This window comes from Kluyvera sp. Awk 3 (assembly GCF_028069715.1).
Taxonomy (GTDB): domain Bacteria; phylum Pseudomonadota; class Gammaproteobacteria; order Enterobacterales; family Enterobacteriaceae; genus Kluyvera; species Kluyvera georgiana_A.
In genome coordinates this window covers 1-24,970 of the sequence record NZ_JANEWH010000069.1, presented here as the reverse complement: position 1 = coordinate 24,970, position 24,970 = coordinate 1, and the positions used below count along the sequence as shown (strand labels likewise).

The following is a 24,970-nucleotide window of genomic DNA, read 5'->3' as shown; positions in this document are numbered from 1 at the left end:
AATCATAAGTGAAGAAAATTAATTATCGTGCTGTATATTTTGCATGCCAATCATTTTGACGCAAAGGGAAAAGCATTGAGCCTGCAAGGCCGCGCGGCTATAGTATCCGCCTGTGGTAATAAGGGGGGGAATTCTCATGAATCTTGACGACAAATCGCTGTTTCTTGACGCCATGGAGGATGTCCAGCCGCTGAAGCGCCACAGCGACATTCATTGGCAGCCAGTGCGCAACGCCCGAACCCGCCAGCAGGTGGATACACTGCAGCTCGATAATTTTCTCACCACCGGTTTTCTCGACATTGTCCCGCTCGCCACCCCGCTGGAGTTTAAGCGAGAAGGGCTACAGACAGGCGTTCTGGATAAACTGCGGCAGGGCAAATACAGCCAGCAGGCCAGCCTGGATTTACGTAAGCAGACCGTTGAACAGTGCCGTCAGAGCCTGTTTGCCTTTCTCCTACAGGCTGAACAAGACAATTTACGCAATATCCTGATTATTCACGGTAAAGGTAAGGAAGAGGGCTCGCACGCAAACATTATTCGCAGCTATCTTGCTCGCTGGTTAACTGAATTCGACGACGTTCAGGCTTTCTGTAGCGCGCTACCGCATCATGGCGGTAGCGGCGCATGTTATGTGGCGCTGCGTAAATCGGCGGCGGCGAAACAGGAAAACTGGGAGCGCCACGCTAAACGTAGCCGCTAACGCAGCAAAAGCGTCAACTCTGATGCGGCTTTTTGCAGTTCGGGCAACACGCGATCCAGCAATTCAGCCGCGGATACCTGTCCGGCATGGACGCCGACGTTCAGCGCCGCCTCCACCTGGCCCTGCGAATTAAACAGCGGCACCGCCAGTGAACGCAGCCCCATCTCCAGTTCCTGATCGTTTAACGCATACCCCTGTTGACGCACCGCCTTCAGCTCGCTGCGCAGCTTACTGACAGACGAAATGGTCTGCGGGGTATAGCGGATCATGGTGATGCGGGCCAACATATCGTTGAGTTTTTCTTCTGGCTGGTAGCTCAACAGCACGCGCCCCATTGAGGTTGACCACGCCGGCAAACGACTGCCGATATCCAGGTCTATGGTCATAATGCGCGAGCTGGACGCTCGGGCGATGTAGAGAATATCGTCGCCGTCGAGGGTGGCGATTGAGCAGGACTCATTAAGCATATCGCTTAAATGTTTCAACACCGGCTGCGCGGAACGTGCCAGGGGCGTAGAGGCCAGCCATGCGTGCCCCAGCGATAAAATGCGCGGGCGCAGTTGAAAATTTTTGCCATCCTCGGCGTAGACAAACCCCAATTTACCCAGGGTATACAGGCAGCGACGGACGGCCGCGCGGGGGATCCCCGTCTTCTGGCTGATTTGCGAAATCGACAGCAGCCGCCGCTGCGGAGTGAAGGCCTGAATCACCTCCAGCCCACGCGCTAGCGAGGCCATAAAGTTAGGGTCACCTTTAAACGGGTCGCTATCACCCGTCAAAATATCGTCTGGATGCTTCTCCATTTTTCTCTCCGATTATGCCGTCGATCACATTCTCAGCCTAAACATACACGATGTTCGATTATCGCACCATATTTCGATTATCGCCCTTGACCCGCATCGTTAAGCGGGTCACATTTTGTGCGAACAACGAATATTAGTGCGATAACCGCACAACGAGGAGCAACCTGATGATTGATAAAAGTGTGCCGACGCTGGCGGATGCCGTCGCGGGTATTCACGATGGGGCGACCATTATGATCGGCGGCTTTGGGCCGGCCGGGCAGCCAACGCTGCTGATCGATGCGTTGATTGAACAGGGCGCACGCGACCTGACCATTATCAATAACAACGCCGGAAACGGTGAAATCGGCCTCGCGGCGCTGTTGAAGGCCGGGCGGGTACGTAAAATGATCTGCTCATTCCCACGCCAGGTCGACTCACAGATTTTCGACGACCTGTATCGCCGCGGCAAAGTGGAGCTGGAACTGGTTCCACAAGGGAACCTGGCCGCCCGCATTCAGGCCGCTGGCGCAGGCCTTGGCGCTATTTTCACCCCGACGGGCTACGGCACGCCGTTAGCGGAAGGCAAAGAAACCCGTGAAATCGATGGCCGCCACTATGTGCTGGAGTACCCGATTAGCGCCGACTTTGCGCTGATTAAAGCTCACCAGGCTGACCGTTGGGGCAACCTGGTTTATCGCAAAGCGGCACGTAACTTTGGGCCTATTATGGCCACGGCGGCGAAAACCACCATTGTGGAAGTCACCAGCATGGTGGCGCTGGGCGATCTCGACCCGGAAAACGTCGTCACGCCGGGCATTTTTGTGCAACGCGTGTTCGCGCAGGAATCTTTCACCGCTCAGGCGCAGCGAGCTTAAGGAGCCGACAATGCAAAAAATCTCTCGTGACGATATGGCAAAACGCGTGGCGCAGGACATTCCGGAAGGCGCCTACGTGAACCTGGGCATTGGCCTGCCGACCCGCATTGCCAACTATCTGCCGTCTGATAAAGAAGTCTTTTTACACAGCGAAAACGGCCTGCTGGGCATGGGGCCAAAACCGGCGCCCGGTGAAGAAGATCCCGAACTGATTAACGCCGGCAAAGAGTACGTGACTCTGCTGCAGGGCGGCTGTTATTTCCACCATGGCGACTCCTTTGCCATGATGCGCGGCGGCCATCTGGATATTTGCGTGCTGGGAGCCTACCAGGTTTCTGCCGCCGGCGATCTCGCCAACTGGAGCACCGGCGCGCCGGACGCGATTCCTGCCGTTGGCGGGGCGATGGATCTGGCCGTTGGCGCACGTCAGGTGTTTGTGATGATGGACCACCTGACCCGTGACGGTGAATGTAAGTTAGTGGAACACTGCACCTATCCGCTGACCGGCGTCGGTTGCGTCAGCCGCATTTATACCGATCTCGCCGTCATTGATATCACCCCCAATGGCCCGGTGGTGCGGGAAATCTTCAACGGTATCTCTTTCGATGAATTACAGCGTATTACCCCTGTTACCCTGATTTACGACGCGGTCGCGGAAAGCGCCTAAGGAATGATGATGAATCAAGCATTTATCTGCGACGCGGTACGCACACCGTTTGGTCGTTTTGGTGGTACTCTGGCTGGCGTACGCGCCGACGATTTGGCCGCTCTGCCGCTGAAAGCGTTGCTGGAGCGTCATCGCGGGCTTGACCCGGCGCGTATTGACGATGTGATTTATGGCTGCGCGAATCAGGCCGGGGAAGATAACCGTAACGTCGCGCGTATGGCGCTGCTGTTGGCCGGGCTGCCGGAAACAGTACCTGGCAGCACCATCAACCGCCTTTGCGGCTCCAGCCTGGACGCCATTGGCGTGGCGGCGCGGGCGATTAAAAGCGGTGAAACCCAGTTGATGATTGCGGGGGGCGTAGAGAGCATGTCGCGTGCGCCGTTCGTGATGGGCAAAGCGGAAAGCGCGTTCAGCCGCGCCATGAAGATGGAAGATACCACCATCGGTTGGCGGTTTATCAACGCGCAAATGAAAGCGCTGTACGGCGTGGATTCGATGCCGGAGACGGCAGAAAACGTGGCGACCGATTTTACCATTTCCCGTGCCGACCAGGATGCTTTCGCGCTACGTAGCCAGCAGCGTACCGCACAGGCGCAGGCCAATGGCGCGTTTAATGACGAGCTGATCCCGGTGTGGATCCCGCAGCGCAAAGGTGAACCGCTGTGTTTTGCCCAGGATGAACATCCGCGCAGCACCTCGCTTGAGGCGCTGGCGAAGCTGAAAGGCGTGGTGCGCCCTGATGCGACCGTCACCGCGGGTAACGCGTCCGGGGTAAACGATGGCGCCTGTGCGCTGCTGTTAGCCAGCGAGCAGGCGATGGCGCAGAATGATTTACAGCCGCTGGCTCGCGTCGTCGGCGTGGCAACTGCCGGTGTTGCGCCACGTATTATGGGATTCGGGCCAGCGCCAGCGGTACGGAAAGTCCTGGCTCAAACGGGTCTGACGCTGGCGCAGATGGACGTTATCGAGTTGAATGAAGCTTTCGCCGCCCAGGCGCTGGCCGTGCTGCGCGATTTAGGTCTGCCGGATGATGCCGCGCACGTGAACCCGAACGGCGGGGCGATTGCGCTGGGGCATCCGCTGGGCGCTTCCGGTGGACGGCTGGCGATGACCGCGGCCTACCAGCTGCGTCGTACCGGCGGGCGCTATGCGCTATGCACGATGTGTATCGGCGTCGGCCAGGGGATCGCGCTGATTATTGAACGCGTATAAGGAGCTGGAATGAGTTTGTTGACCCCGCTATTGCGTACCCAGGCGCTGACGGAATTTTTCAGCGCCGAGCAAACGGTGCAGGGGATGCTGGATTTTGAAGCGGCGCTCGCGAACGCACAGGCGCAGTGTCAGGTGATTCCCGACGCTGCGGTTGCGCCGATCGCCGCAGCCTGTCAGGCGCAGTCGCTGGATTTACCCGCACTGGCGAGCGCGGCGGCCAACGCCGGCAATCTGGCGATACCGCTGGTTAAGCAGCTGACGCAGCGCGTGAAAGCGCACGATCCTGAAGCCGCACGCTACGTCCACTGGGGAGCAACCAGCCAGGACGCCATTGATACCGGGCTGATTTTACAGCTGCGCAAGGCGCTCGATGAGACACAAGTCCGTCTTCGTCGCCTTACGCAAGTGCTGGCCGAACAAATTACCCGCCATCAACACACGCTGATGCCGGGCCGCACCTGGATGCAGCACGCGCTCCCTATCACCTTTGGTCTGAAGCTGGCCGGTACGCTTGACGCGCTGCTGCGCTGGCAATTGCGGCTGGATGAACTGCGCCCGCGCGTACTGACTCTGCAGTTTGGCGGCGCGGCGGGGACGTTGGCCTCGCTGAAAGACAAAGGGCCAGAGGTCGCGAAGCGGCTGGCCGACACGCTCAACCTTTCGCTGCCCGATACCCCCTGGCACAGCCAGCGCGATCGTATTGTTGAAGTGGCGAGTTGGTTTGCGGGGCTTAGCGGCACATTGGGCAAATTTGCCAATGATTTTTCGTTGTTGATGCAAACCGAAGTCGCCGAAGTAAGCGAACCGATTGCCGAAGGTCGTGGCGGGTCGTCTGCGATGCCGCATAAGCGCAATCCGGTAAGCTGCGCGGCGATTCTTGCCGCCGTACAGCGTATACCCGGGTTGATGGCGACGCTGTACGGCGCACAAATTCAACAGCATGAGCGTGCGCTGGGCGGCTGGCAGGCCGAGTGGGAAACATTGCCAGAGTTAGTGATGTTGACTGGCGGCGTACTGGAAAACAGTGAATATCTGCTGCGCGGTATGCAGGTTAATGCGGCGAAGATGCGCGCCGACCTGGATATCACCCACGGTCTGATTATGGCCGAATCCGTTACTCAGGCGCTGGCGGCCTATATTGGCAAAGCCGACGCTCATCATCAGGTAGAAAAAATCTGTCATCGGGCGATAGCGCTGGATTGCCCGTTACAACCACTGCTGGAGAACGATCCGCTGGTCAGCCAGCATCTTTCTTCAGCGCAACTCTCGCAACTGCTGGACCCAGCGACCGCACTCGGCAGTACCGACCACTTTGTGCGCCAGGTTGTGGCGCGCTATCAGGAGCAGGGAAATGAACATCCATTATCGCCTTGAAGGACCAGAAACGGCACCGGTGTTGGTGCTCTCTAACTCGCTGGGTACGACTCACGCTATGTGGGATGCACAGATGCCCGCATTGACCGAGCATTTTCGCGTGTTGCGCTACGATACGCACGGTCATGGACAAACGCAAAAACGCGGAAAGGTGACGTTGTCACAATTGGGTGAAGACGTCATTACGCTACTCGATCACCTGAATATTCCACAGGCCTTTTTCTGCGGCATTTCAATGGGCGGCCTGACCGGCCTCTGGCTGGCTCGTTTCGCGCCGGAACGCTTTACTGCCGTTGCGGTGGCGAATACGGCGGCGAAGATTGGCGAGCAGGCCAACTGGCTGTCGCGGGCGCGCACTGTGCGTACTGAAGGTATGGGCGTGGTGGCGGCAGGGTCGGCGGATCGTTGGTTTACACCGCATTTCCGTCAACATCAACCGGCGGTGGTTGAACAGCTTTGTCACCAGCTCGCCACCTCCGAGGCGGAAGGTTACGCGGAATGCTGTGAAGCGCTGGCGGCGGCTGATTTACGAGGCGAAGTTGCGGCTATCACTGTGCCGATGCTGATTATTGCCGGTGAGTTGGACCCGGTGACCACCGTAGCCGATGCCGATTATTTACATCAACAAATTGACGGTTCTTTCCAGGTAGATTTGGCGGCATCGCATTTGTCGAACGTCGAAGCCAGCGAAGAGTTTACCGCCGCGTTGATCGCATTTTTACGGAGGAATGATGGAAGATAATCAACGCTATCAGCAGGGTATGGCGGTGCGCCGTAAGGTGCTGGGGGATGCCCACGTTGACCGGACGCTGCAAAAATTAACGCCGCTGAACGAAGAGTTTCAGGATTTCATCACCCGCTACGCCTGGGGGGAAACCTGGACCCGTCCAGGTCTGGACCACCACACCCGCAGTATGATCACCATCGCCATGCTGATTGCGCTCAATCGCGAAGCCGAACTGAAAATGCATCTGCGCGCGGCCTTCAACAACGGCGTAACCCGCGATGAGCTGAAAGAGCTGATCATGCATTCGGCGCTGTATTGCGGTCTGCCGGCGGCAAATGCCACGATGCATCTGGCACAGCAGGTCTTTGATGAAATGGATGCGGTACAGTCGCAATAAACATCAACAATTGTTGAAATTTATAATTTTGTTGAATGTGTAAAAGGGCAGTGCTATCGTTATGGCTCCTTAACCGCAGGAGTTGACGATGGCACTTGTCCGTTATCCCACGAGTAAACCTTTTCCTTTTTCCGACGCCGTTGCGGCGAACGGGTTTCTCTTTCTTTCTGGCCAGGTCTCAATGAGTCCGGACGGACAGCCGCTGTACGGTACCATTACCGAGCAGGTTAATCGCATTATGCATTCGGTCAGCGAGACGCTGGCGCGCGGTGACGCGCAATTGCGCGATGTGGTGCGCGCGCAGGTTTGGTTAAGCGATATGGCGCACTTCGCGGAGTTCAATCAGGCCTGGCGTCCATGGTTCCCCGAGGGTTTCCCCAGCCGAAGCGTCACCACCAGCCGACTGGCATTCGATCTCGACGTGGAAATTGAATTTCAGGCGGTGCTGCCATGAGCGCGGAACGGGATACCCTCATCGCCACCTTGAGCGCCTCGCTGGCGGCGTTGAAAGCGACATTACCGGCGAATACCGAAGTGGTATTGCACGATTTAACTCAGCCGCAATCCTCGGTAGTCGGTATTGTTAACGGTCACGTCAGCGGGCGGCAGGTAGGCGATGGACTGCTTAGCGGGCCAGAAGAAGATGATGGTTTTCTGGGGCTTATCGACGAGACGCAGGCGCCATCCTCAACGCGGCTGTTCAGCGGTTATACCTCGTACGCGCGCGGCGGTAAACCGTTAAGCAGCGCGTCGACGCTGTACTACGATGCCAACGGAAAGGCGGTGGCGGCGTTTTGCGTCAACGTCGACATGGAGCCGGTGATGCGTTTTCGTCGAGAACTGGATTATCTGGTTTCCGGTATGTCGGCAGCACAACCCGCGGAAAATCCTGCCACCTCGTTACCCGCGCAATCTCTGGCGGAGGTTCTGGCTCGTTTCCAGGCCGCCCCAGAGGAAAATCCAAAAGCGTTTCGCCTGCGGGTGGTCAGCGAACTGCATTCGATGGGCATTTTCAAAATTAAGGGCAGCGTCAATGAAGTCGCCAGAGCGCTCGGCGTGACGCGTTACACAATCTACAACTACCTGGATAAACTCAATGAACAATAATCTCCCGGCTACGCTTGCGTTTTATCAGGTTGATGCTTTTACCGCTCAGCCATTCGGCGGTAACCCGGCGGCGGTGATGCCGTTGACGGAATGGCCAGAAGACAGCGTATTACAAGCGATTGCCGCCGAAAATAACCTGTCCGAAACCGCGTTTTTTATACCACTTGATGAGGGTTTTCATCTGCGCTGGTTTACGCCAGCGGTCGAAGTGGATCTCTGCGGCCATGCCACGCTCGCTGCGTCATGGGTACTTTTCAACGTACTCAACTATCCGCAAGAGACGCTGCGTTTCACTACCCGTAGCGGCTTGCTGACCGTCACGCGGCAGGGCGATGAGTTGTGCATGGATTTTCCGACGAAAGCGCTCCAGCCGATTGACGAACCACAGGGGCTGCTGGCCGCGCTGGGCATTACCCATGGCGTAGAAGGATTCTGGCAATCAGATGACATTGTGGTGCTGGTGAAGGATAAAGCGATCGTTGAGGGGCTATCGCCCGATTTCAACCTGCTGTCGGCGTTTAACACCCGCGGGGTGATCGTCACGGCGCCAGATGATGCGGAGTTTGATTTCGTGTCACGCTGGTTTGGCCCGCAGGTCGGGGTGAATGAAGATCCGGTGACCGGTTCGGCACATACCTGGCTGGCGCCGTTCTGGGCTGAACGCTGTGGTAAAAATACCCTCCATGCGCAGCAGGGCGGCGCGCGTAAAGGCACGCTGCGCTGCGTGTTGGGCGCTGATGGTCGCGTTTCGCTGTACGGGCAAGCGAAGCTGATGATTGAGGGGACGTTCCGTCTGTAAAGCCGATGAACGATAAATCGCCCGTTGAGTGCCGGGTTGTCCGGTTAACGATAGTGTGCATGCTGGTGCTATATGGCCTGCTGATCTGGCTTTCCTGATCTCGTAAAGCGTGATCGTGCAGGGTTAAAATAAAATAACGTTCCATTATTATCGGTTCTCAGTTTCTATTTAACGTTGTTAATGGAGAACCGATGTCAAAAATACCTTATCTGGGCATGTCGACGCTGCTCTGTATGCCATTGGTGCTACAGGGCTGCGCCGCGCCTTCGTCAACAGGAACGGCGACAAGACCGCTGCTGACGGCGCAGGAAGCCGCACCGTATACCACCGAAAACTACTTTGCACAGGGTGGCCTGTTCAGCCAACCACAGGGGCCCTGGCAGCCGTCGGAAATTACCCTGACGCACATTGAGACACCATGGCGCGTCGCGCCAGAAGGCGCGCCTTACACCCGCGTCCAGCAGGCGGTGGATGCCGCTCTGGCTCATCATAAGGGCAATGAACGTCTCTACATTCGTCTTGAACCGGGCGTTTACAGCGGCACGGTGTATATCCCCGACGATGCGCCGCCGATTACCCTTTTTGGTACGGGAAAAGGGCCTGAGGATGTACGTATTGAACTGGCGCTGGACTCGCAGTTCAGTCCGGCGAAATATCGTCAGACCGTCGACGCCGACCACTATCCGCCGACCTCGCCGGCGTATTACCAGTATGCGCTGTGTGCGGGGAAAACCACGGCGATGATCGGCACCAATTGCGCCGCGGTATTCTGGTCGCAAAGTCACGATCTCCAACTGGTCAATTTAACCATTGCCAACAGCCTGCTCGACACGGTTGACGGCGGCACCCACCAGGGCGTCGCTCTGCGAACCGATGGCGACCGCATTCAACTGCAAAACGTTCGCCTGCTCGGGCGCCAGGATACGCTCTATCTCAACGTCAGCAATCGGCGCAATGATGCGCTGACCGATCGCATTAATCGGGTTTACGTGCAGGATAGCTACATTGAAGGTGACGTTGACTATGTCTTCGGTCGCGCCAACGTGGTATTTGACGGCGTGCATTTCCATACCGTCTCGAGCCGCCAATCGCCGGAAGCCTATGTGCTGGCACCGAATACGCTCCCCGACAATCCTTACGGTTTCCTGGTCAAAAACAGCCGTTTCACGACGGATGATGGCTACAAAGGTACCTTCAAAGCCAAGCTGGGCCGCGCATGGGATCAGGGGGCAGGGAAAACGGGGTATCTGCCGGGCAAGACCGCGAATGGGCAGGTGTTGATTGTTAACAGCACGATTGATAGCGGCTATGACAGCCTGTCGCCCTGGGGCGCGGCGGCGACTACCGCCAGGCCATTTAAGGGGAACGCGGAGCCTTCACGTCAGTTGAACGATGTGAACACGAACCGTCTTTGGGAGTGGAACACGCGCTGGGAAAAATGAAAACCTGTAGCAGCGTAAAGAGAGCCGGATATAGCGTTAACGCTTTATCCGGCCTGATTCCTGGCAGGACGGCTTAAAACGGCAGCGTTCTCGGCTGCGTCTGCATCGTTACCCAGCGTAGCTCGGTAAATTCATGAATTCCCGCACGACCGCCAAAGCGCCCATACCCGGAATCTTTGGTGCCGCCGAAGGGCATTTGCGCCTCGTCGTGTACCGTGGGGCCATTGATGTGGCAGATCCCGGTTTGCAGATTTTGTGCCACGTTCCACGCGCGGGCGGTATCGCGGCTGTACACCGCCGACGACAGACCGTAGGCGCTGTCATTGGCGATACGCACCGCCTCCTGCTCGTCACGGGCGCGGATCACCGCTTTCACCGGGCCAAATGACTCTTCGTGCCAGATACGCATCGCAGGCGTTACGCCATCGAGCAGCGTTGCCGACATCTGCGTAGAGTGGGCCTTGCCGCCGGTCAGCAGCGTCGCGCCTTTGGCCAACGCATCGTCAATCAATGCATTGCAGCGCTCAACGGTTTTCATCTCGACCACTGAACCTAACAGCCCGTCCGGTAGCGCGTTAACACGCTTCACCAGTGCGGCGATAAACGCTTCGGCAATGCGGTCCTCAACGATAATACGTTCGGTGGACATGCAGATTTGCCCGGCGTTAGCAAACGCGCCGAAAGTCGCGCCAGCGGCGGCCTGGGTAATATCGGCATCGTCCAGCACCAGCAAGGGCGCTTTACCGCCTAACTCCAGCACCACCGGTTTCAGATACTTCGCGCAGGTTTGGGCGATGATCCTTCCCACCGGCGTGGATCCGGTGAAGTTCACCCGTCTGACACCTGGATGGGCAATCAGCGTTTCGACAAAGGCCGGTGCATCCTGCGGCGCGCAGGTCAGATAGTTCACCACGCCCGCGGGGAATCCGGCTGCCGCCAGAGCATCAATAATCAGCCCCTGTGTCGCCGGAGAAAGTTCAGAACCTTTGAGGATCACCGTATTGCCGCAGGCGAGCGGGGTAGCAATGGCGCGAACCGCCAGGATAATCGGCGCGTTCCACGGCGCCATCCCTAACACCACGCCAGCCCCCTGACGTGTCGCCATCGCCAGATTGCCCACAATATTGGACGGGATCACCTGGCCCTCAATCTGCGTGGTGAGCGCTGCAGCTTCACGCAGGATCTCCGCGCCGAGGTGGACGTTAAACTCTGCCCAGTGCGCCGTCGCGCCGGTTTCAGCATTCATGGTGGCAATAAACTGCTCGCGGCGTTGTTCAAGCCTTTCTGCTGCGGCAAGCAGCAGGCGACGTCGCTCGCCGGGTGTGGTATCACGCCAGGCGGGAAACGCGGCGGCAGCGGCGTCTGCGGCGTGTGTGGCATCAATGAGACCCGCTGCTGGAGCGGTACTCGCAACGGCGTCGTTGATGGGATTCAGGCGTGTAAAGGTCGCATTGCCTTGCGCGGCGCACGCTTCGCCGTTAATGAACAGGGTACAGGTGATGGTCATGGAAACCTCTTCTGGGCTCGGGTAACGCTCTGAGTGTAGAGAGGCGCAAGCGTGCTGAATATCCATGATACGGATTTCGCACGCTTTTTTTCAGCTTTTGAAAGCGGTTCACATCCTTGTGCCGCCGAGGGTTACGCGAGTCGCGCCCGCAGCTCGCGCTGGCTGCTGTCGCTGAGTTGGAGGAGGTTCACTGAATCGCCCGATTCAGTGCTGCGGGCATACAGCGCGACCAGCCAGTCGTACACGTAGCGTGTGGCGGCGTGTACCGGCTGTTCGCCAAGCTGAGTCAGGCGTGCGCTGGAGGTTGGCGCATCGTGGGCGAAAACCGCGCTGCCTTTGGCGATACGGCTGGCGGGGCGCTGACTGACGGGCTGTTCAGCGTAGCCTAGCCAGTGAATAAAGTTTGCGATGATCGCCCGCAGCTGCGCCGCGCCAGCCTGCTGTTCTGCGCTTGCGTGGCGTAACTGTTGCGCCAGCCCTTGTCGTTGGCTGGCGGTCATCAGCGCAAGTACCAGCTGCTGTTGAGTGGCTGATGTGAGCTGCGGGTGCGGCTGGCGACTCCACTGGCGCAAATGTTTACACCACAGGGCATAGACCTGCGATCCCCGATCCTGATACGTCGGCGTAGTCTGACTGACGGCTTCCGGAGCGGCGAACAGGTCGACGGATTCATTAAACAACCCGCTGGCTTTTTCTTCACGCTGCTGCTGAACCTGGCACAACGCCTCGAAGGCGGGCAGAGCGGGAAGCAGACTCTCCAGCAGCTCGCCGTGGCGCGAAGCGTGCGTTTGCAGTTCACGAATCATCGTTTCCGCCTGCGTGGCGTCATGGCTTGTCGACGCGAGCAGCGGCTGGCACAGGGTGATTAACTGCTGTTGAAGGGTGTTTGCCATGGCGGCAAAACGGCGCTGGCGCAGTTCAGGCTGTGTGGCCTGCGACAGCCATTCCATCAACCGTTGCAGGCTGCTGTGATCCAGCGCTTGCAGCGTTCCCCAATGTTGGCCTGGTTTACCAACCAGCTGTTGAATCGCCTCATCAAAGTGACGCTTATGTACAAAACGATCGTCTTCCGGCGTAATGGCCCATACCAGCCCCGGCAGTTTATTCTCCTGCGTGGGTTGGGTGTCGTTTACCCAACGCAGTAACGCCCTGGCGGTAGACGGAATCGCTGCGCGCTGGGCGGTAGCGTTACACACCAGCAGGATATCCGGTTGCCGATGCTGACGATAGTTTTCCAGCAGCCAGCGACATTTACTGGCCCACAGCGGGGTGTCAGGGGTGAGCGACGGCACGGGAATATCAATAATGTCCACATTGTCGAGCACGCCTTGTTCCGCGTTCAGCACCAGTTCAACGGTCAGCAGCGCCAGGGTGGCAACCGGTATGCTGACCGCATTCTGATAACCATCGTCGGTGAGCGGATGCACCAGTACCGCGTCATCGCTCTCAACGCCCGGCGTCAGGAACGCATCCATCGGCAGGGTAAACGCATCCACCAATAAACTCAGCGGCGCCATTACTTCCCGGCGGTTGCCCGCCTGGTGCAGGGTATGTGCCAGCGTCAACCATTGTTGGGTGAGTTCCTGTTGTTCACCCCACAGTAGCGACCACGCCCGTGCGCGCGCGGTGAGATCCAGCGACGGCAGGAGATGCGCGAACTGGTACCACAGATCGTCATCGATCGTCTGGTACGCCGTCGGTAGCGTATCGCACCAGAAGCGGGCCACGCTCGCCACTTCCGCCGCTGTCAGGCCCGGCACCGGCTGCGGCTGGCGCAGGTTCTGCCAACCGCGCAGGCGGGAGGCGATAAGGTGGCTATCCGGTGGGCGAATATCGCCGCGCTGCCAGGCATGGGCGATAAACAGCTGTACCAGCTCAGCTTCACTTATCAGCACCAGCCGCAGCGGGAAGGCGTCGTCCGGCGTAGGCTGCTCGCGGCTAAAGCGAACCGCCATTTGCGTGAGGCTGTGACCGGGATTGATATGGCTGAAGTAGTCCAGCGTTTTGCTGCCGGTTTGCACCGTCAGACGGCCATCGCCGCTGCCGCACAGAGTGCGCAGCAGGTGGGCTTTAGAGGCCTGTGAATGGCCAAACAGCGCGATGCTGGCAGGCTGGGAGCGAGTGTCCTTACGCGCTTTCTGCTGGGCGTCGAGCGCCAGCAGTCGAATCAGCAGCGCGTTGGCATCATCATCCAGTAACGGATGCTCCTGACGGGCGGCAGCGAGCCAGTCGATTACTGCGGCTATCGTGGTCATTTGAGGAATACGCTCCCGCTGTCGATCCAGTAGTGGCTGCCGCTATGGCGACGGTCAGCCAGGGTATTGAGTTTCAGGGTCAGGGCATCCGGCGAAACCGGCGTGCCGTCCTGAAGCCAGGCGTCGCTCAACACAAACGACAGCGGCGCTTCGTGTCGGCTACCGCCTTCAAGCTTCAGGCGAACCTGCAGCACGCCGTCTCCGGCGATGGCTTTCGCCAGTTCTGGCGAGTTGATGCTCAACGTATACAGCGGCGTCGCGGGCCAGCGGGTGTTCGCCAGTTGGCGGAAGCCGAGGGTAACATTACCGCGCAGCGGGAAGTGCAGGCGGGCATCCAGTCTGGCGCCGGGTTTGTCGAGATCGAGATCGTGGTACCAGATATTTTCATCGCGCAGCGTGTTGACGGTTTTATCCAGTACCCCCAGATAGCGCACGGTGGAGTACGCGCCAATATCGGCGGCTTTAAAGTTGAAGTGCGGCAGGCGCAGATCCAGCGCCAGGCTGCACAGCATCGCTCCCACGGCGGCGGTGGATTTCGGGTTGCCGATACGCCCCTGTTGGCTGAACGGATACCATTCATGTACATGATATTTATCCAGCCAGACCATCCGGTTGACCGGCACTGGCTGAAGGTAGCGGATCAGCGCCTGTATGCCCGGCAGGCAGCCGGGCCGCCCGGTAATCAGCAGCACGTCGCAGGCATAATGTGAGATTGCCTCGCAGAGCGCGTGCAGCGGACCGGCGAGGGTAAACTCACCGGCGAGCATGGCTTCCTGCAATCGGCTGAAGGTCACTTCCAGCGGTACGGCCAGCAGTTCGAACGGCGCGCTACCGGCAGGCAATGCGTGCTCTACGGCCTGGCCGACGTAGTTCATTACGTTACGCGTCGGTGCCTGGCTCAGCAGTTCACCGAAGGTGGCATGCAATCCAGCCAGCGGATCCTGCGGGTCGCTCTGTTCCCACGCCGCCAGAATGGCGTGGCCGATGGGCATAAAGAGTTGCAGCGTGGTTTGCTGGCGCAGAACGGCCTGAGTATCCAGCCTGCCGGAGTCGCCAAACAGCGTGGCCATCAGCGCCTGCGCGTCAGCGACGCCGGATTTTTGCAGCTGGGTTTGCAGCGCGGGCAGCACGCAGCGCTGGATAATATCCAGCAGGACATCATCCCCGGCAATTTTAAATCCTTCGCGGAACAGCAGTTGTGGGGTGATTTTGACGTTGCCGCCAATACCGTCGTCCAGTTGATACTGGGCGATAGCCATGTCTGTCGTGCCGCCGCCGAGATCGAGCGAGGCGATGCGCAGCGCGCGGCCCGGCGCGATGCCTGGCTCCGGCTGGCGGTCCGGCCGCGCCATCGCCGCAAACAGCGCTTCGGTCTGCCCGGAGAAATGGGAAATCGCTTCGTTGTAAAGCCACACCAGCTGGCCGCAGCTGGCTTCATCCCACTCCATATGAATTTTCGGGATGGGCACGACGCTTTTTTCCTGCACGCGGACAGGGGCAAAATCATCATCCTGCGGGTGCCAACCCATCGCTTTCCACACCAGCGCGATAGCTTCAAACATCCGGCGGCGGAAAATTTCGCGTTCCTGCTTTGGCATAGCCGACGGTAGCGTGAGGATCAGCGTACGCAGCTGGCGCGGTGAGGCGGGGAAGCCCAGGCGAAGGCGGGTGGCGACACTGTTAATCTGCCCCAACGCCTGTGCCAGCAGTTCGCACAGCATATGGGTCATCAGGGTGCTGCGGCTGTACTGCGGCGAGAAGACCGGCATCCGCTCGTCTGGCGGTAGGGTAAACAGCGGCTGGCCTTCGTCGTTCATCAGGTTCATCAGCGGGAAGGCGGTGGCCAACGGTTCGCGCTGGGTCTTGCCATTCATCTGGCTAAAGCGCCAGTCCTGCACGGTCGGCGTCTCATCCCACAAATAGCGGCGTGGGCTGGAGATACCGCTGTAGCCTTCCGTACCTAAACGCTGCATCGCCAGCTTACGGGCTTCATCACCCACACGCACCAGCGATGGCCAGATAAACGCGTCTTCGCGGCCGCTTTCCACCGAGAAATGCTGCTTGCCAAAGCGTGATTCCGAGAACTCGACGCGGCTGGTGAACAGCGGTTCATTCAGATATTGCGGTTCGCTTAATGAGCGCACTTGCAGCTCGGCGGTCTGGCGTAAACCGTCGTTCGCGTCGCCGTGATCTTCGATAATGACGCCACAGGTATGGGTATTACCCACGTCGAGGATCAAATCTACCGGGATGGCCGGGGTGCTCAGCGTGGCGGTGACGATTTTAATTTCCGGCACCGTCAATTGTTCGCCCAGCAGCGCCAGAATATTCAGCCAGTGGCCCTGATATTCAAAACTGCGTAGCGCCTGTGCCACATCGCGTTCGCTTCGGGATTCATGAGCGGCAACGGTCTGCTGGAATACTTCTCGCAGCCAGCCGTCAATCCAGGTTTGATCGAGGAAGTCGCTGATTTCATTGTCGCGCCACGCCAGCGCAAAGCGGGTACCGTTGAGCAGATCGCTCGCGACGGGCGACAGGCCGTTGGCGTCATCGTCGCTGATCTGGCTATCAAACGCTAACGTCACGCGGTGCGTATTGCCTGCGTTGTCCGGTTCCGCCAGGCGACGAATCTGCACGCGCGCCCAGTTGTCCGGTCCTTCAACGAAGGTGCGCGGCGGGTTAAAACGCAGGAACGGCAGCGGTAGCCAGATGCCGTCTAACAGCGTGAGTGAGTGGTGCAGGGCCAGGGTCGATTCCGGTTTCACCACCTCGGGCGCGCGTCCGGCTTCACCGGGCAGCGTGTAGCGCTGATTGACGACGTCATAGTCCAGACGTAGCAGCGGGCCGTTAGCGGTTTTTCGCACGAAACGACCGTTTTGCAGCGACTCCTGCGGGCTAAGGCCAAAGTCGAGAAACTGCACGCCGCTGTTGGCAATTAATGTGACGCTCTGTTTGTAATCGCAAAGAGTGACCAGCATAGGTTACGCTCCCGTCTTCTTAAAGGTCAGCGGTACCACCGTTCTGGCGTCAAAGCGGGCGGTGCACACAGCCACGTTGCTGTTGCCGGGTTTACAGCTGATTTCCGGCAGCGGGTAGCGCGCGCCGTCGCTGCACTGGGCGTTGCCGCGGCTTTTGATCATCAGCTCGCCGTTTTGATGCAGGCCAGAAAAGACCGCGGCTTTACAGACGATATTGCCTTCTCGCACGAGGCGCACGGCGCCTTTATTGTTCTGAATCTGGTAGCGCAGGCTTGGCGCTTTACCAGTATGCGCGTCGCTGATATCCATCTGTGCCCGCCAGTTGCCGTTGAGGAAGCGCGTGGTGCCTGCGCGCATCTGGTCGGCATCCATCACCAGCGCATCTTTTGGAATAACGGCAATCACCACCGGTTTTTCTTCTTCTTTCACCACCGGTTCCGCTTTCACACTGGCCTGATGCAACGGCAGGTCGGTAATTAATACCGGCATGGCGGGCGTTTGCGGGAGGGCTGGCGCGTCGGCAGTCTGAACGACGGGCTCGGACTCAGCCTGAGTGGTCGGGATCATCATGGGAACCGCAATCGCTACGGCGGCAACAGCGGCAGCAATCGGCAGGCCCCATAGCCAGCGCGGACGGCGCGTTCTGGCGACCGTCATCGGTACCATCGGTTCGGCGGGTGCCTGCGGTTCTTCAGGCTCTTCCACCGGCAGCGTGTAGGCATTAATCAACGGTTCATTCGCTGAAATCAGCGGCGCATCGGCTTCGCTAAACGTCACCACGGCGGGTTCGGGTTCTTCTACGAGAGGCACTTCGTCAATGGTCGGCGCTTGTGGTTGTTCCGGTTCAACGTAGCGCAGACAGTCGAATACATCTTCACGTGCGCCTTCGTTGAGGTTCACAAAGCCCCAGAAGCTGATAACCGGCTTACCGTCGACGAGGAACAGGTGATTTTCACCGGGAAATTGCAGCGATTTATCCAGCAGGGCGCCGAACAGTTGTTGTGCGGTTTTGTCGGATTGCAGGCATTTTTTGCTGAGCGTGCGTGCGCTCTCCTGCAAACCTTCTAAATAGTGCAGCGCCCGCGTGCGTGAGGTTTCATCCGCCGCTTTCCAGCTCATCGCCGTACCATCAATGGGCGAATACCAGTCCACCCGGTCGCCTTCATCATTTAACTGCGGTATCGCCAGGCAGTCGACCAGCGCGTTTTGCTTACGTAAACGCAGGGTTTCGCGCACCTGAAGCGCGGAATGAAATACGGTTTGCCCGCCGCCGCCTACGGCCTGAAAGTCATCAAGACTTCCGCTGCGTAAAAGAGTTTTTGCCACGTTCCTGTCCCATAGACTTCTTCACGGCATTACTTTACGCAAAGCAAAATGCAACAAACGGCGAAAGAGAGGGGTAAATCGGGTAATTCTCGCGGCATTGAATCGCTGGACTTAAGTCAAACCTGAGGAATCGCCGATGAAGAAACCAACAAATTAAGGTTATTCAGCATAACCTGAGACAAATTGGTTATTTGCCAGTTATCCGGGGCTGTGCTGTTATTAAGCCGTTCATATAATAAAATCGAAAGGCTTATAACCATGACCACAGGGAAAACGCTCCTCGCGCTGGCGCTCAGCGCGTTGTTACCGGCAAGCGCCGCCTGGGCGGCGAACAACGACACACTCGTCTACTGCTCCGAAGCCTCGCCGGAGTCCTTTAACCCGCAAATCGCCAGCTCAGGCCCGACCTTCGTCGCCAGTTCGCAAACGCTGTATAACCGGCTGATCAACTTTGATCCGGTGAAAAATACACCGATTCCCTCGCTGGCTACCGACTGGACGATTTCCCCGGATGGGCTGACTTATACCTTTACGCTGCGTCAGGGCGTGAAGTTCAACAGCAATAAATTCTTTACGCCGACCCGCGACTTTAACGCTGATGACGTGATTTTCTCCGTACTACGACAGAAAGATAGCGATCATCCGTACCATAAGGTTTCGCAAGGCAACTACGAATATTTCAACGACGTGGGTCTTGATAAGCTGATTAAATCGGTGAAAAAAATCGATGACTATCACGTGCAGTTTGTGTTGAGTGAGCCGAACTCCGCATTCCTGGCCGACTGGGGAATGGATTTTGCGTCTATTCTGTCGGCGGAGTACGCCGATGCAATGATGAAAAAAGGCACGCCGGAAAACGTGGATAACTGGCCGATTGGTACCGGACCGTACGTGTTACAGCAATATAAGGCTGACTCGCAGATTCGCTACCTTGCGAACCCGAACTACTGGGACGGCGCGGTGCCGACGAAGCACCTGATCTTCGCCATCACCCCGAACGTCGAGACGCGTCTGGCCAAGCTGCAAACCAACGAATGCCAGATTATCCCTGCGCCGTCGCCGGTACAGTTTGATGTGATTAAAAACAATCACGATCTGGCGTTACATGCGGTCGAAGCCCTGAACGTTGGCTATCTGGCGTTTAATACCGAGAAAAAGCCGTTCGATAATGTGCTGGTCCGCCAGGCGCTGAACTACGCTACCGACAAGCAGGCGATCGTCAATGCGGTGTTTATGGGCTCCGGAACGGTGGCAAAATCACCGATCCCGCCAAACATGATGGGCTTTAATAAAGATCTGAAAGATTACAGCTACGATCCTGAAAAAGCGAAAGCGTTGCTGAAACAGGCCGGGTTAGAGAAGGGGGTTGATGTGACGCTGTGGTCAATGCCGGTGCAGCGCCCTTATAACCCGAACTCGCGCCGGATCGCGGAAATGATCCAGAACGATTGGGCCAAAGTGGGCGTGAAGGCCAAAATTGTGACCTATGAGTGGGGGGAGTACCTCTCCGGTATCCGCAAAGGCGAACATGGCAGCGCGCTGTACGGCTGGATGTCGGACAACGGCGATCCGGATAACTTTGCCAATACGCTGCTCGGATGCGATAGCATTAAAACGGGCTCTAACGCCGCGCGCTGGTGTAATAAAGAGTATGATGGCCTGGTGAAAAAAGCGCTGGTGGTGAGCGACCCGGCGAAACGTGCCGCGCTCTACGAGCAGGCGCAAGAGATTTACTACCAGCAGGCGCCGTGGATTGCGTTGGCGAACGGCAAAACGTTCTATGCCACGCGTAGCAACGTAACCGGCTACAGCGTAAGCCTGATGGGCAGCGATTTCTCGAAAGTGAAAATCAATTAAGGAGCAGGTATGTCACATCTGGATGAGGTCATCGCGCGCGTTGACGCGGCGATTGAAGAGAGCGTGATTACGCACATGAATGAGCTGCTGGTGGCGCTAAGCGACGATGCAGAGCTGAGTCGTGAAGATCGTTTTACCCAGCAGCAGCGCCTGCGCGTGACGATTTCCCATCACGGGCAGCATCTGCGCGAGCAGGAAGAGGCACGTAAAGAGCAGCTCACTCAGGGTGGAACAATCCTGTAAACCGCTCTGGCCGGGCTGAGCCCCGGCCAGGCGCAGCGCGGGGAGGCGGCGCTGATTCAGAACTGTCTCCTCGCCACCAGCCACGCCCCGACAATCAACATCACCGCGCCGCACACCGGCCCCACCAGCGCTCGCCAGGGCACACCATGGCTGCGCATCACGTCCATCACCAGACCGCCGATAAGCTGGCTGGCGACCAGCACGGCAATCGTGGTTGCCGCGCCCACGTACTGATAGCCGCTGATGCTCGCAAAGACGAAGAACGAACCCAACAGACCGGGAAGCAGCGTCCACCACTTAACGGTGGAGATGAGTTCGTTTACGCCCGCCAGCCCGTGTTTGATCAGCAGAATACTGACGAATAGCACAATACCAACCAGTGAATTGAGCAGCATCGCCACCAGAATCGTCGAGGCCGATTGGGTGATCCGCACCATCAGCGTGTTCTGGATAACCAGGCCGATGCCGGCGGCAACCAGAAACGTCAACGTGAGGGATTGATTCATGCTTTACCGTCCGGATCGCGACGATTATCCAACTGAAGCTGCATAAAGGTGAGGTCCAGCCAGCGGCCAAATTTGGTGCCCACCTGCGGCATTTGCCCGGTGGTGACAAAACCGTGCTTTTCGTGCAAGTGCAGGGACGCATGGTTTTGCGACTCGATGCCTGCCACCATCACATGCTTGCCGCGACGTTTCGCTTCTTCAATCAGCGCGGCAAGCAGAATATGGCCCAGCCCCTTACCCTGATGGTCCGGATGGACGTAAACGGAGTGTTCGACGGTATGGCGGAATCCATCGAACGCGCGCCAGTCACCGTAGGAGGCATAGCCCGTCACCACGCCGTTTTCTTCGCTGACCAATACGGGAAAGTGCCCAAGCTGACGCGCTTCAAACCAGGCAATGCGGTTGTCGGTATCGACGGTTTTATCGTTCCAGATGGCCGCGGTATGCAGCACGGCGTGATTATAGATGGCCGCAATCGCGGCGCAGTCTTCTTTGGTCGCAAAACGAATAGGCATGGTTGCACCCTGTGTGTTGTTCACTATAGTATAACGATATGAATACTATTGAAGACAACTTAAATCAACGGATCGGCGCAAGAATTCGTATTGAGCGCGAATCGCGAAGCTGGTCGCTGAGTGAGTTAGCCGAGCGCGCTGGCGTATCTCGGGCGATGATTCACAAAATTGAGCGCGGTGAAAGCAGCCCCACGGCGACGCTGCTGGCGCGGCTTTCCGGCGCGTTCGGCATCAGCATGTCAACCTTGATTGCCCGCGCCGAGATTCAGGAGGGGAAACTGCTGCGTTTCGCGGACCAGCCCGTGTGGCACGATCCACAAAGCCACTATCTGCGGCGTCATGTTTCGCCGCGCGGTGAGTTGCCTGTCGATTTAGTACAAATTGAGCTTCCCGCAGGTAGCGATATCCCGATGCCGGCTTCGGCTTACGCGATGGCGCGTCAGCTGATCTGGGTTCAGCAAGGGGAATTGCTCTTCATGGAAGGGGAAACCGGGCATCGTATGCAGGCTGGCGACTGTCTGGAGCTGGGGCCGCCGAACGACTGCCGCTTTATTAACGATAGCGGTCATACATGTGTTTATCTGGTTGTTCGTTTGAATCTTCCACTCTCGTGATTATTTCGCTAATGACGTATTAATGCGTCATTTGGCGAAGCGCTCTCAATCGCTTTTAATTTCACGTCTGCAACATGTGAAAAATATATATTGTGTTTTTTGCACAAAACAGGAAACGCCAGCTATTAATTATTATAGGCTCTGGGCCAATTATCCGTGGGGTTATAATAAATATGCTGGATTTTGCTAAAGCACAACGTATGAGCCTGACACAGCAGGTTGAGAATAATATCAAGAACGCACTTATCATTGGCGCATTAAAACCCGGCGCCCGACTCGTGACGCGTGAAATAGCCGCGAATCAAGGGATCAGCATTACACCCGTTCGCGAGGCGCTGTTGCGGCTGGTCTCCTTGGGGGCATTGCAGGCCGCACCGGCGCAGGCATTTATGGTTCCGGTGCTAACCGATTCCAGCTATCAGGAAATAACCCAGATACGAAAAAATCTCGAAGGAATGGCGGCCGCGGCGGCCTCCGGGAATATGACCGCACAAAAAATGCAGGAACTCCATCATCTGTTGGCGTTACTGCATGAAGCAAAAGCCTCTGGTGATATCACCCGCATGCTGCAGAGCAATTACCAGTTTCGTTTTCGAATATATGAATACGCGGAAATGCCCACTTTAATGATTATGATCGAACAATTATGGGTTCGGGTAGGGCCAAGTTTCCACTATTTATATTTAAATTCAGTAGAACCGTTTCAGCAAACCAATTTATATCAGCGCCTGCTGATGGCGCTGGAGAAAAAAGACTCGATGGCCAGCCATACGGCAATGTGCCAGATTGTTGATGAATCAGCGCATTTTTTACAGCGCCAGTATTGCCCTAGCCATTAATCTGCAAATACGTTTCCGGGTTTCCCCGGAAACGTTCACGCGCTTTACTCAAAACGCCAGGCGACATTCACGCCAACGCCGTAGTTACGCCCAGGAGCCGGTTCGTAATAACGGCCATTCGACTCGTTGACGATAACGGAGCCGACATATTGGCGGTCGAAGAGGTTATCGACCCGGCCAAACACATCCAGATTCCAGTTGCCGATATCGAACTTGTAGCCGGTGTTCAATCCGACAACCGTCCACGATGGCGCGCGGGCGGTGTTTTCATCGTTGGCCATAATATCGCTCATATAGCGCACGTCGGCACCCGCATACCAGCCGTTTTCCGGTTCATAGCCCAGAGAGGCAAAGCCCATATTGCGCGCAATCCCTGGAATGCGATTGCCATTACAGTTGGCGTCATCACAGACGTTGGTACGATAGGTCGCGTCAAGCCAGGTCCAGGCCGCTTTGGCGCGCCAGTTTTCAGCGAATTGCTGATCCAGCGACAACTCCGCCCCCTGGCGACGCGTTTTACCGGCGTTTTTGTAGCTGGTACGTCCGCCGCTGCTGCTGTCGACGACAATTTCGTTATCGGTATCTGTCTGGAACAGCGCTGCCGTCAGCAAACCGTTGCCAATACGCGTTTTGCTGCCAATTTCCACCGTTTCGTTGGTCGAAGGTTGCAATCCAAAGTTCAGTCCGCCGCGATCGTCCGAACGGTAGGAAAGCTCGTTAATCGTCGGGGTCTCAAAGCCGCGTCCGGCGGAGAGATAGACGTTCCACGCATCAGTGACCGCGTACTTCAACGATCCCGCAGGGAGCCATTTGTGATAGCTGGCGTCGCCGCTATCGTCGCCATTTTTCGCGGTGATGTAGTGGTCGTTGGAGTCAAACCACACCGAACTGTAGCGCACGCCTGCATCAAGACTGAGCTTATCGGTTAACTGCCACTGGGTTTGCAGGTAGGGATCGACGTTCCACATCAGGTTGCGTTCATTGCGACGCAGATTACCTTTCTCACCGTATTCCGGCGTGGTGCCATTCATCACGAAGTTTTCGTAACCGCGACGCTTCTCGCTCATGTTCTCGTAGTTCAGGCCGGTGGTGAAGCTGACCGGAACCAGCAATTCGCCGCGGTGCGTCCAGCGGGTATCGATGCCCTGATAGTGACGATCGAGGTCGATCACGCCGCCCGCATGGGTGGGTTTAAGCTGCGGGGCACGTGGAATCGACTGATACTGCGTGGTTTGACGCTCACCAGCGTACATCATGACGCTTAAATCGTCCTGTTCACTGAGCTGACGCTCGTAGCGCAGGCCTGCCTGGGTCTGTTTTACGCTTTTGCGCATGTTGTACTGGTCACCGCGCGGCGACTGCTCGCGATTCTGGTGCAGTTCGTTGTAGTCCAGCCCACCGGGATCGTTGGCCTTAATATCGACACTGTTAAACAGCAGGGTCAGCTTGCTGACATCGTTGATGCGTACACCCAGTTTGGCGTTGGCGAGGTTTTTGCGCGCCGCGCTGTGGTCGCGATAACCACGGGTGATGAATCGATTCGTCGACACGGTGTAATCGACATCCCCCGCGTGACTACCGTCGCCGACGGCGCCCGTCGCTTTCATACCGTAATGCCAGGTACCATAGCTACCGTAATAGCTGCTGGCTTCCAGCGTGGTGGGCTGCTTGCCGCTTTCGGTGGTGACGTTGACTACGCCGCCGGATGAGTTGCCGTATAGCGCGGAGAAGGGGCCGCGCAGCACGTCAATATGATCGACGCTACCAATATCGATGTTTGACGTTTGCCCCTGACCGTCTGGCATGGTCGCCGGGATGCCGTCAACGTACATGCGAATACCGCGCACACCGTAGGTGGAGCGTGAACCAAAGCCGCGAATCGACAGCTGGAGATCCTGGGCGTAGTTCTGCCGGTTCTGAATTTGTAAACCCGGCACGGCGCCGAGCGATTCTGACAGGTTAACGCGCGGCGTGGCGTGGCGCATATCCTCGCCGTCAACCACGCTGACCGCGGCTGGCGTATCCAGCTCAGAGACGGTTTGAGGCGTGGCGGTCACAATTAACGTTTGTTCGTCAGCGGCCCAGGAAAAGGGGGAGAAAGCAAGCGGCAACAGCAGCACAGGCAGCGTCGCTGAGCGCACAGAAATGATTTTCATGAAAAACTCGCAAAATGTACCAAATGGAACAGACTCTGAATAGAGTAATAGTTTTGTAAATATATTGAAAACTTTAGCAGCATAAATAG

23 protein-coding genes are annotated in these 24,970 nt (G+C 57.4%); 15 read left to right on the top strand and 8 right to left on the bottom strand.

Going from position 1 to position 24,970, the window contains the following annotated elements; genetic code table 11:
- The first annotated feature begins 136 nt into the window (after positions 1 to 136).
- Entirely contained in the window at positions 137 to 700 is a 564-nt protein-coding gene (smrA, locus tag NNN71_RS14975; RefSeq protein ID WP_271458818.1) for a DNA endonuclease SmrA, read from the top strand.
- Here the strand turns inward: smrA and NNN71_RS14970 are convergent.
- Entirely contained in the window at positions 697 to 1,503 is an 807-nt protein-coding gene (locus NNN71_RS14970) for an IclR family transcriptional regulator domain-containing protein (RefSeq protein ID WP_064545606.1), read from the bottom strand. The genes smrA and NNN71_RS14970 overlap by 4 nt on opposite strands.
- Positions 1,504 to 1,670: 167 nt before the next feature.
- Between NNN71_RS14970 and NNN71_RS14965 the strand changes: the two genes are divergently transcribed.
- From NNN71_RS14965 to NNN71_RS14920, 10 genes are all read left to right on the top strand, one after another.
- On the top strand, positions 1,671 to 2,360 hold the full coding sequence (locus NNN71_RS14965; protein ID WP_163449557.1) for a 3-oxoacid CoA-transferase subunit A: 690 nt from the start codon (positions 1,671 to 1,673) through the stop codon (positions 2,358 to 2,360).
- 10 nt (positions 2,361 to 2,370) lie between these two features.
- A complete protein-coding gene (locus NNN71_RS14960) occupies positions 2,371 to 3,027 on the top strand; it encodes a 3-oxoacid CoA-transferase subunit B (protein ID WP_163449556.1) in 657 nt (218 codons plus the stop codon).
- A gap of 9 nt (positions 3,028 to 3,036) precedes the next feature.
- Positions 3,037 to 4,239 carry a 3-oxoadipyl-CoA thiolase gene (gene pcaF, locus NNN71_RS14955; protein WP_223802565.1) on the top strand — a complete coding sequence of 401 codons (1,203 nt, stop codon included), beginning with the start codon at positions 3,037 to 3,039 and terminating at the stop codon, positions 4,237 to 4,239.
- A gap of 9 nt (positions 4,240 to 4,248) precedes the next feature.
- Entirely contained in the window at positions 4,249 to 5,613 is a 1,365-nt protein-coding gene (locus NNN71_RS14950; RefSeq protein WP_163449554.1) for a 3-carboxy-cis,cis-muconate cycloisomerase, read from the top strand.
- Complete coding sequence (gene pcaD / locus NNN71_RS14945; RefSeq protein WP_271458817.1) at positions 5,591 to 6,355, top strand: 3-oxoadipate enol-lactonase; 765 nt, start codon at positions 5,591 to 5,593, stop codon at positions 6,353 to 6,355. The genes NNN71_RS14950 and pcaD overlap by 23 nt, the downstream gene beginning before the upstream one ends.
- On the top strand, positions 6,345 to 6,737 hold the full coding sequence (pcaC, locus tag NNN71_RS14940) for a 4-carboxymuconolactone decarboxylase (RefSeq protein WP_167575901.1): 393 nt from the start codon (positions 6,345 to 6,347) through the stop codon (positions 6,735 to 6,737). Before pcaD ends, pcaC begins: the two co-directional genes overlap by 11 nt.
- Before the next feature lie 88 nt (positions 6,738 to 6,825).
- Positions 6,826 to 7,191, top strand: a complete 366-nt coding sequence (locus tag NNN71_RS14935; RefSeq protein ID WP_167575900.1) for a RidA family protein — start codon at positions 6,826 to 6,828, stop codon at positions 7,189 to 7,191.
- On the top strand, positions 7,188 to 7,844 hold the full coding sequence (locus NNN71_RS14930; protein WP_271458816.1) for a helix-turn-helix transcriptional regulator: 657 nt from the start codon (positions 7,188 to 7,190) through the stop codon (positions 7,842 to 7,844). Before NNN71_RS14935 ends, NNN71_RS14930 begins: the two co-directional genes overlap by 4 nt.
- Positions 7,834 to 8,643 (top strand): PhzF family phenazine biosynthesis protein, encoded by an 810-nt coding sequence (locus tag NNN71_RS14925; protein WP_271458815.1) that lies wholly within the window; start codon positions 7,834 to 7,836, stop codon positions 8,641 to 8,643. Before NNN71_RS14930 ends, NNN71_RS14925 begins: the two co-directional genes overlap by 11 nt.
- A gap of 191 nt (positions 8,644 to 8,834) precedes the next feature.
- Positions 8,835 to 10,085 (top strand): putative acyl-CoA thioester hydrolase, encoded by a 1,251-nt coding sequence (locus NNN71_RS14920; RefSeq protein WP_271458814.1) that lies wholly within the window; start codon positions 8,835 to 8,837, stop codon positions 10,083 to 10,085.
- 73 nt (positions 10,086 to 10,158) lie between these two features.
- Here NNN71_RS14920 and NNN71_RS14915 read toward each other — a convergent pair whose 3' ends face one another.
- From NNN71_RS14915 to NNN71_RS14900, 4 genes are all read right to left on the bottom strand, one after another.
- Positions 10,159 to 11,592, bottom strand: a complete 1,434-nt coding sequence (locus tag NNN71_RS14915; protein ID WP_271458813.1) for an aldehyde dehydrogenase — start codon at positions 11,590 to 11,592, stop codon at positions 10,159 to 10,161.
- Positions 11,593 to 11,723: 131 nt separating this feature from the next.
- Positions 11,724 to 13,847 carry a virulence factor SrfC family protein gene (locus NNN71_RS14910; RefSeq protein ID WP_271458812.1) on the bottom strand — a complete coding sequence of 708 codons (2,124 nt, stop codon included), beginning with the start codon at positions 13,845 to 13,847 and terminating at the stop codon, positions 11,724 to 11,726.
- Positions 13,844 to 16,825, bottom strand: a complete 2,982-nt coding sequence (locus NNN71_RS14905; protein WP_271458811.1) for a virulence factor SrfB — start codon at positions 16,823 to 16,825, stop codon at positions 13,844 to 13,846. Before NNN71_RS14905 ends, NNN71_RS14910 begins: the two co-directional genes overlap by 4 nt.
- Positions 16,826 to 16,828: 3 nt before the next feature.
- Positions 16,829 to 18,151 (bottom strand): SrfA family protein, encoded by a 1,323-nt coding sequence (locus tag NNN71_RS14900; RefSeq protein ID WP_271458810.1) that lies wholly within the window; start codon positions 18,149 to 18,151, stop codon positions 16,829 to 16,831.
- Between the two features lie 258 nt (positions 18,152 to 18,409).
- Here NNN71_RS14900 and NNN71_RS14895 point away from each other — a divergent pair, with 258 nt between their 5' ends.
- Positions 18,410 to 20,008, top strand: coding sequence for an ABC transporter substrate-binding protein (locus tag NNN71_RS14895; protein ID WP_271458809.1), 1,599 nt, complete (start codon positions 18,410 to 18,412; stop codon positions 20,006 to 20,008).
- A gap of 9 nt (positions 20,009 to 20,017) precedes the next feature.
- A complete protein-coding gene (locus NNN71_RS14890; RefSeq protein ID WP_167575891.1) occupies positions 20,018 to 20,251 on the top strand; it encodes a DUF2526 family protein in 234 nt (77 codons plus the stop codon).
- 56 nt (positions 20,252 to 20,307) lie between these two features.
- On the opposite strand, the gene NNN71_RS14885 is transcribed toward NNN71_RS14890, so the two are convergent.
- Complete coding sequence (locus NNN71_RS14885) at positions 20,308 to 20,757, bottom strand: DMT family transporter (RefSeq protein ID WP_163449541.1); 450 nt, start codon at positions 20,755 to 20,757, stop codon at positions 20,308 to 20,310.
- Positions 20,754 to 21,272 (bottom strand): GNAT family N-acetyltransferase, encoded by a 519-nt coding sequence (locus NNN71_RS14880; protein ID WP_163449540.1) that lies wholly within the window; start codon positions 21,270 to 21,272, stop codon positions 20,754 to 20,756. The genes NNN71_RS14885 and NNN71_RS14880 overlap by 4 nt, the downstream gene beginning before the upstream one ends.
- A 38-nt stretch (positions 21,273 to 21,310) precedes the next feature.
- Here NNN71_RS14880 and NNN71_RS14875 point away from each other — a divergent pair, with 38 nt between their 5' ends.
- Both NNN71_RS14875 and NNN71_RS14870 read left to right on the top strand, forming a co-directional pair.
- Positions 21,311 to 21,886, top strand: a complete 576-nt coding sequence (locus NNN71_RS14875; protein ID WP_163449539.1) for a helix-turn-helix domain-containing protein — start codon at positions 21,311 to 21,313, stop codon at positions 21,884 to 21,886.
- A gap of 173 nt (positions 21,887 to 22,059) precedes the next feature.
- Positions 22,060 to 22,725, top strand: a complete 666-nt coding sequence (locus tag NNN71_RS14870; protein WP_167575889.1) for a GntR family transcriptional regulator — start codon at positions 22,060 to 22,062, stop codon at positions 22,723 to 22,725.
- Positions 22,726 to 22,769: 44 nt separating this feature from the next.
- On the opposite strand, the gene pqqU is transcribed toward NNN71_RS14870, so the two are convergent.
- Complete coding sequence (pqqU, locus tag NNN71_RS14865) at positions 22,770 to 24,881, bottom strand: TonB-dependent receptor PqqU (protein ID WP_271458808.1); 2,112 nt, start codon at positions 24,879 to 24,881, stop codon at positions 22,770 to 22,772.
- Positions 24,882 to 24,970: the final 89 nt, after the last annotated feature.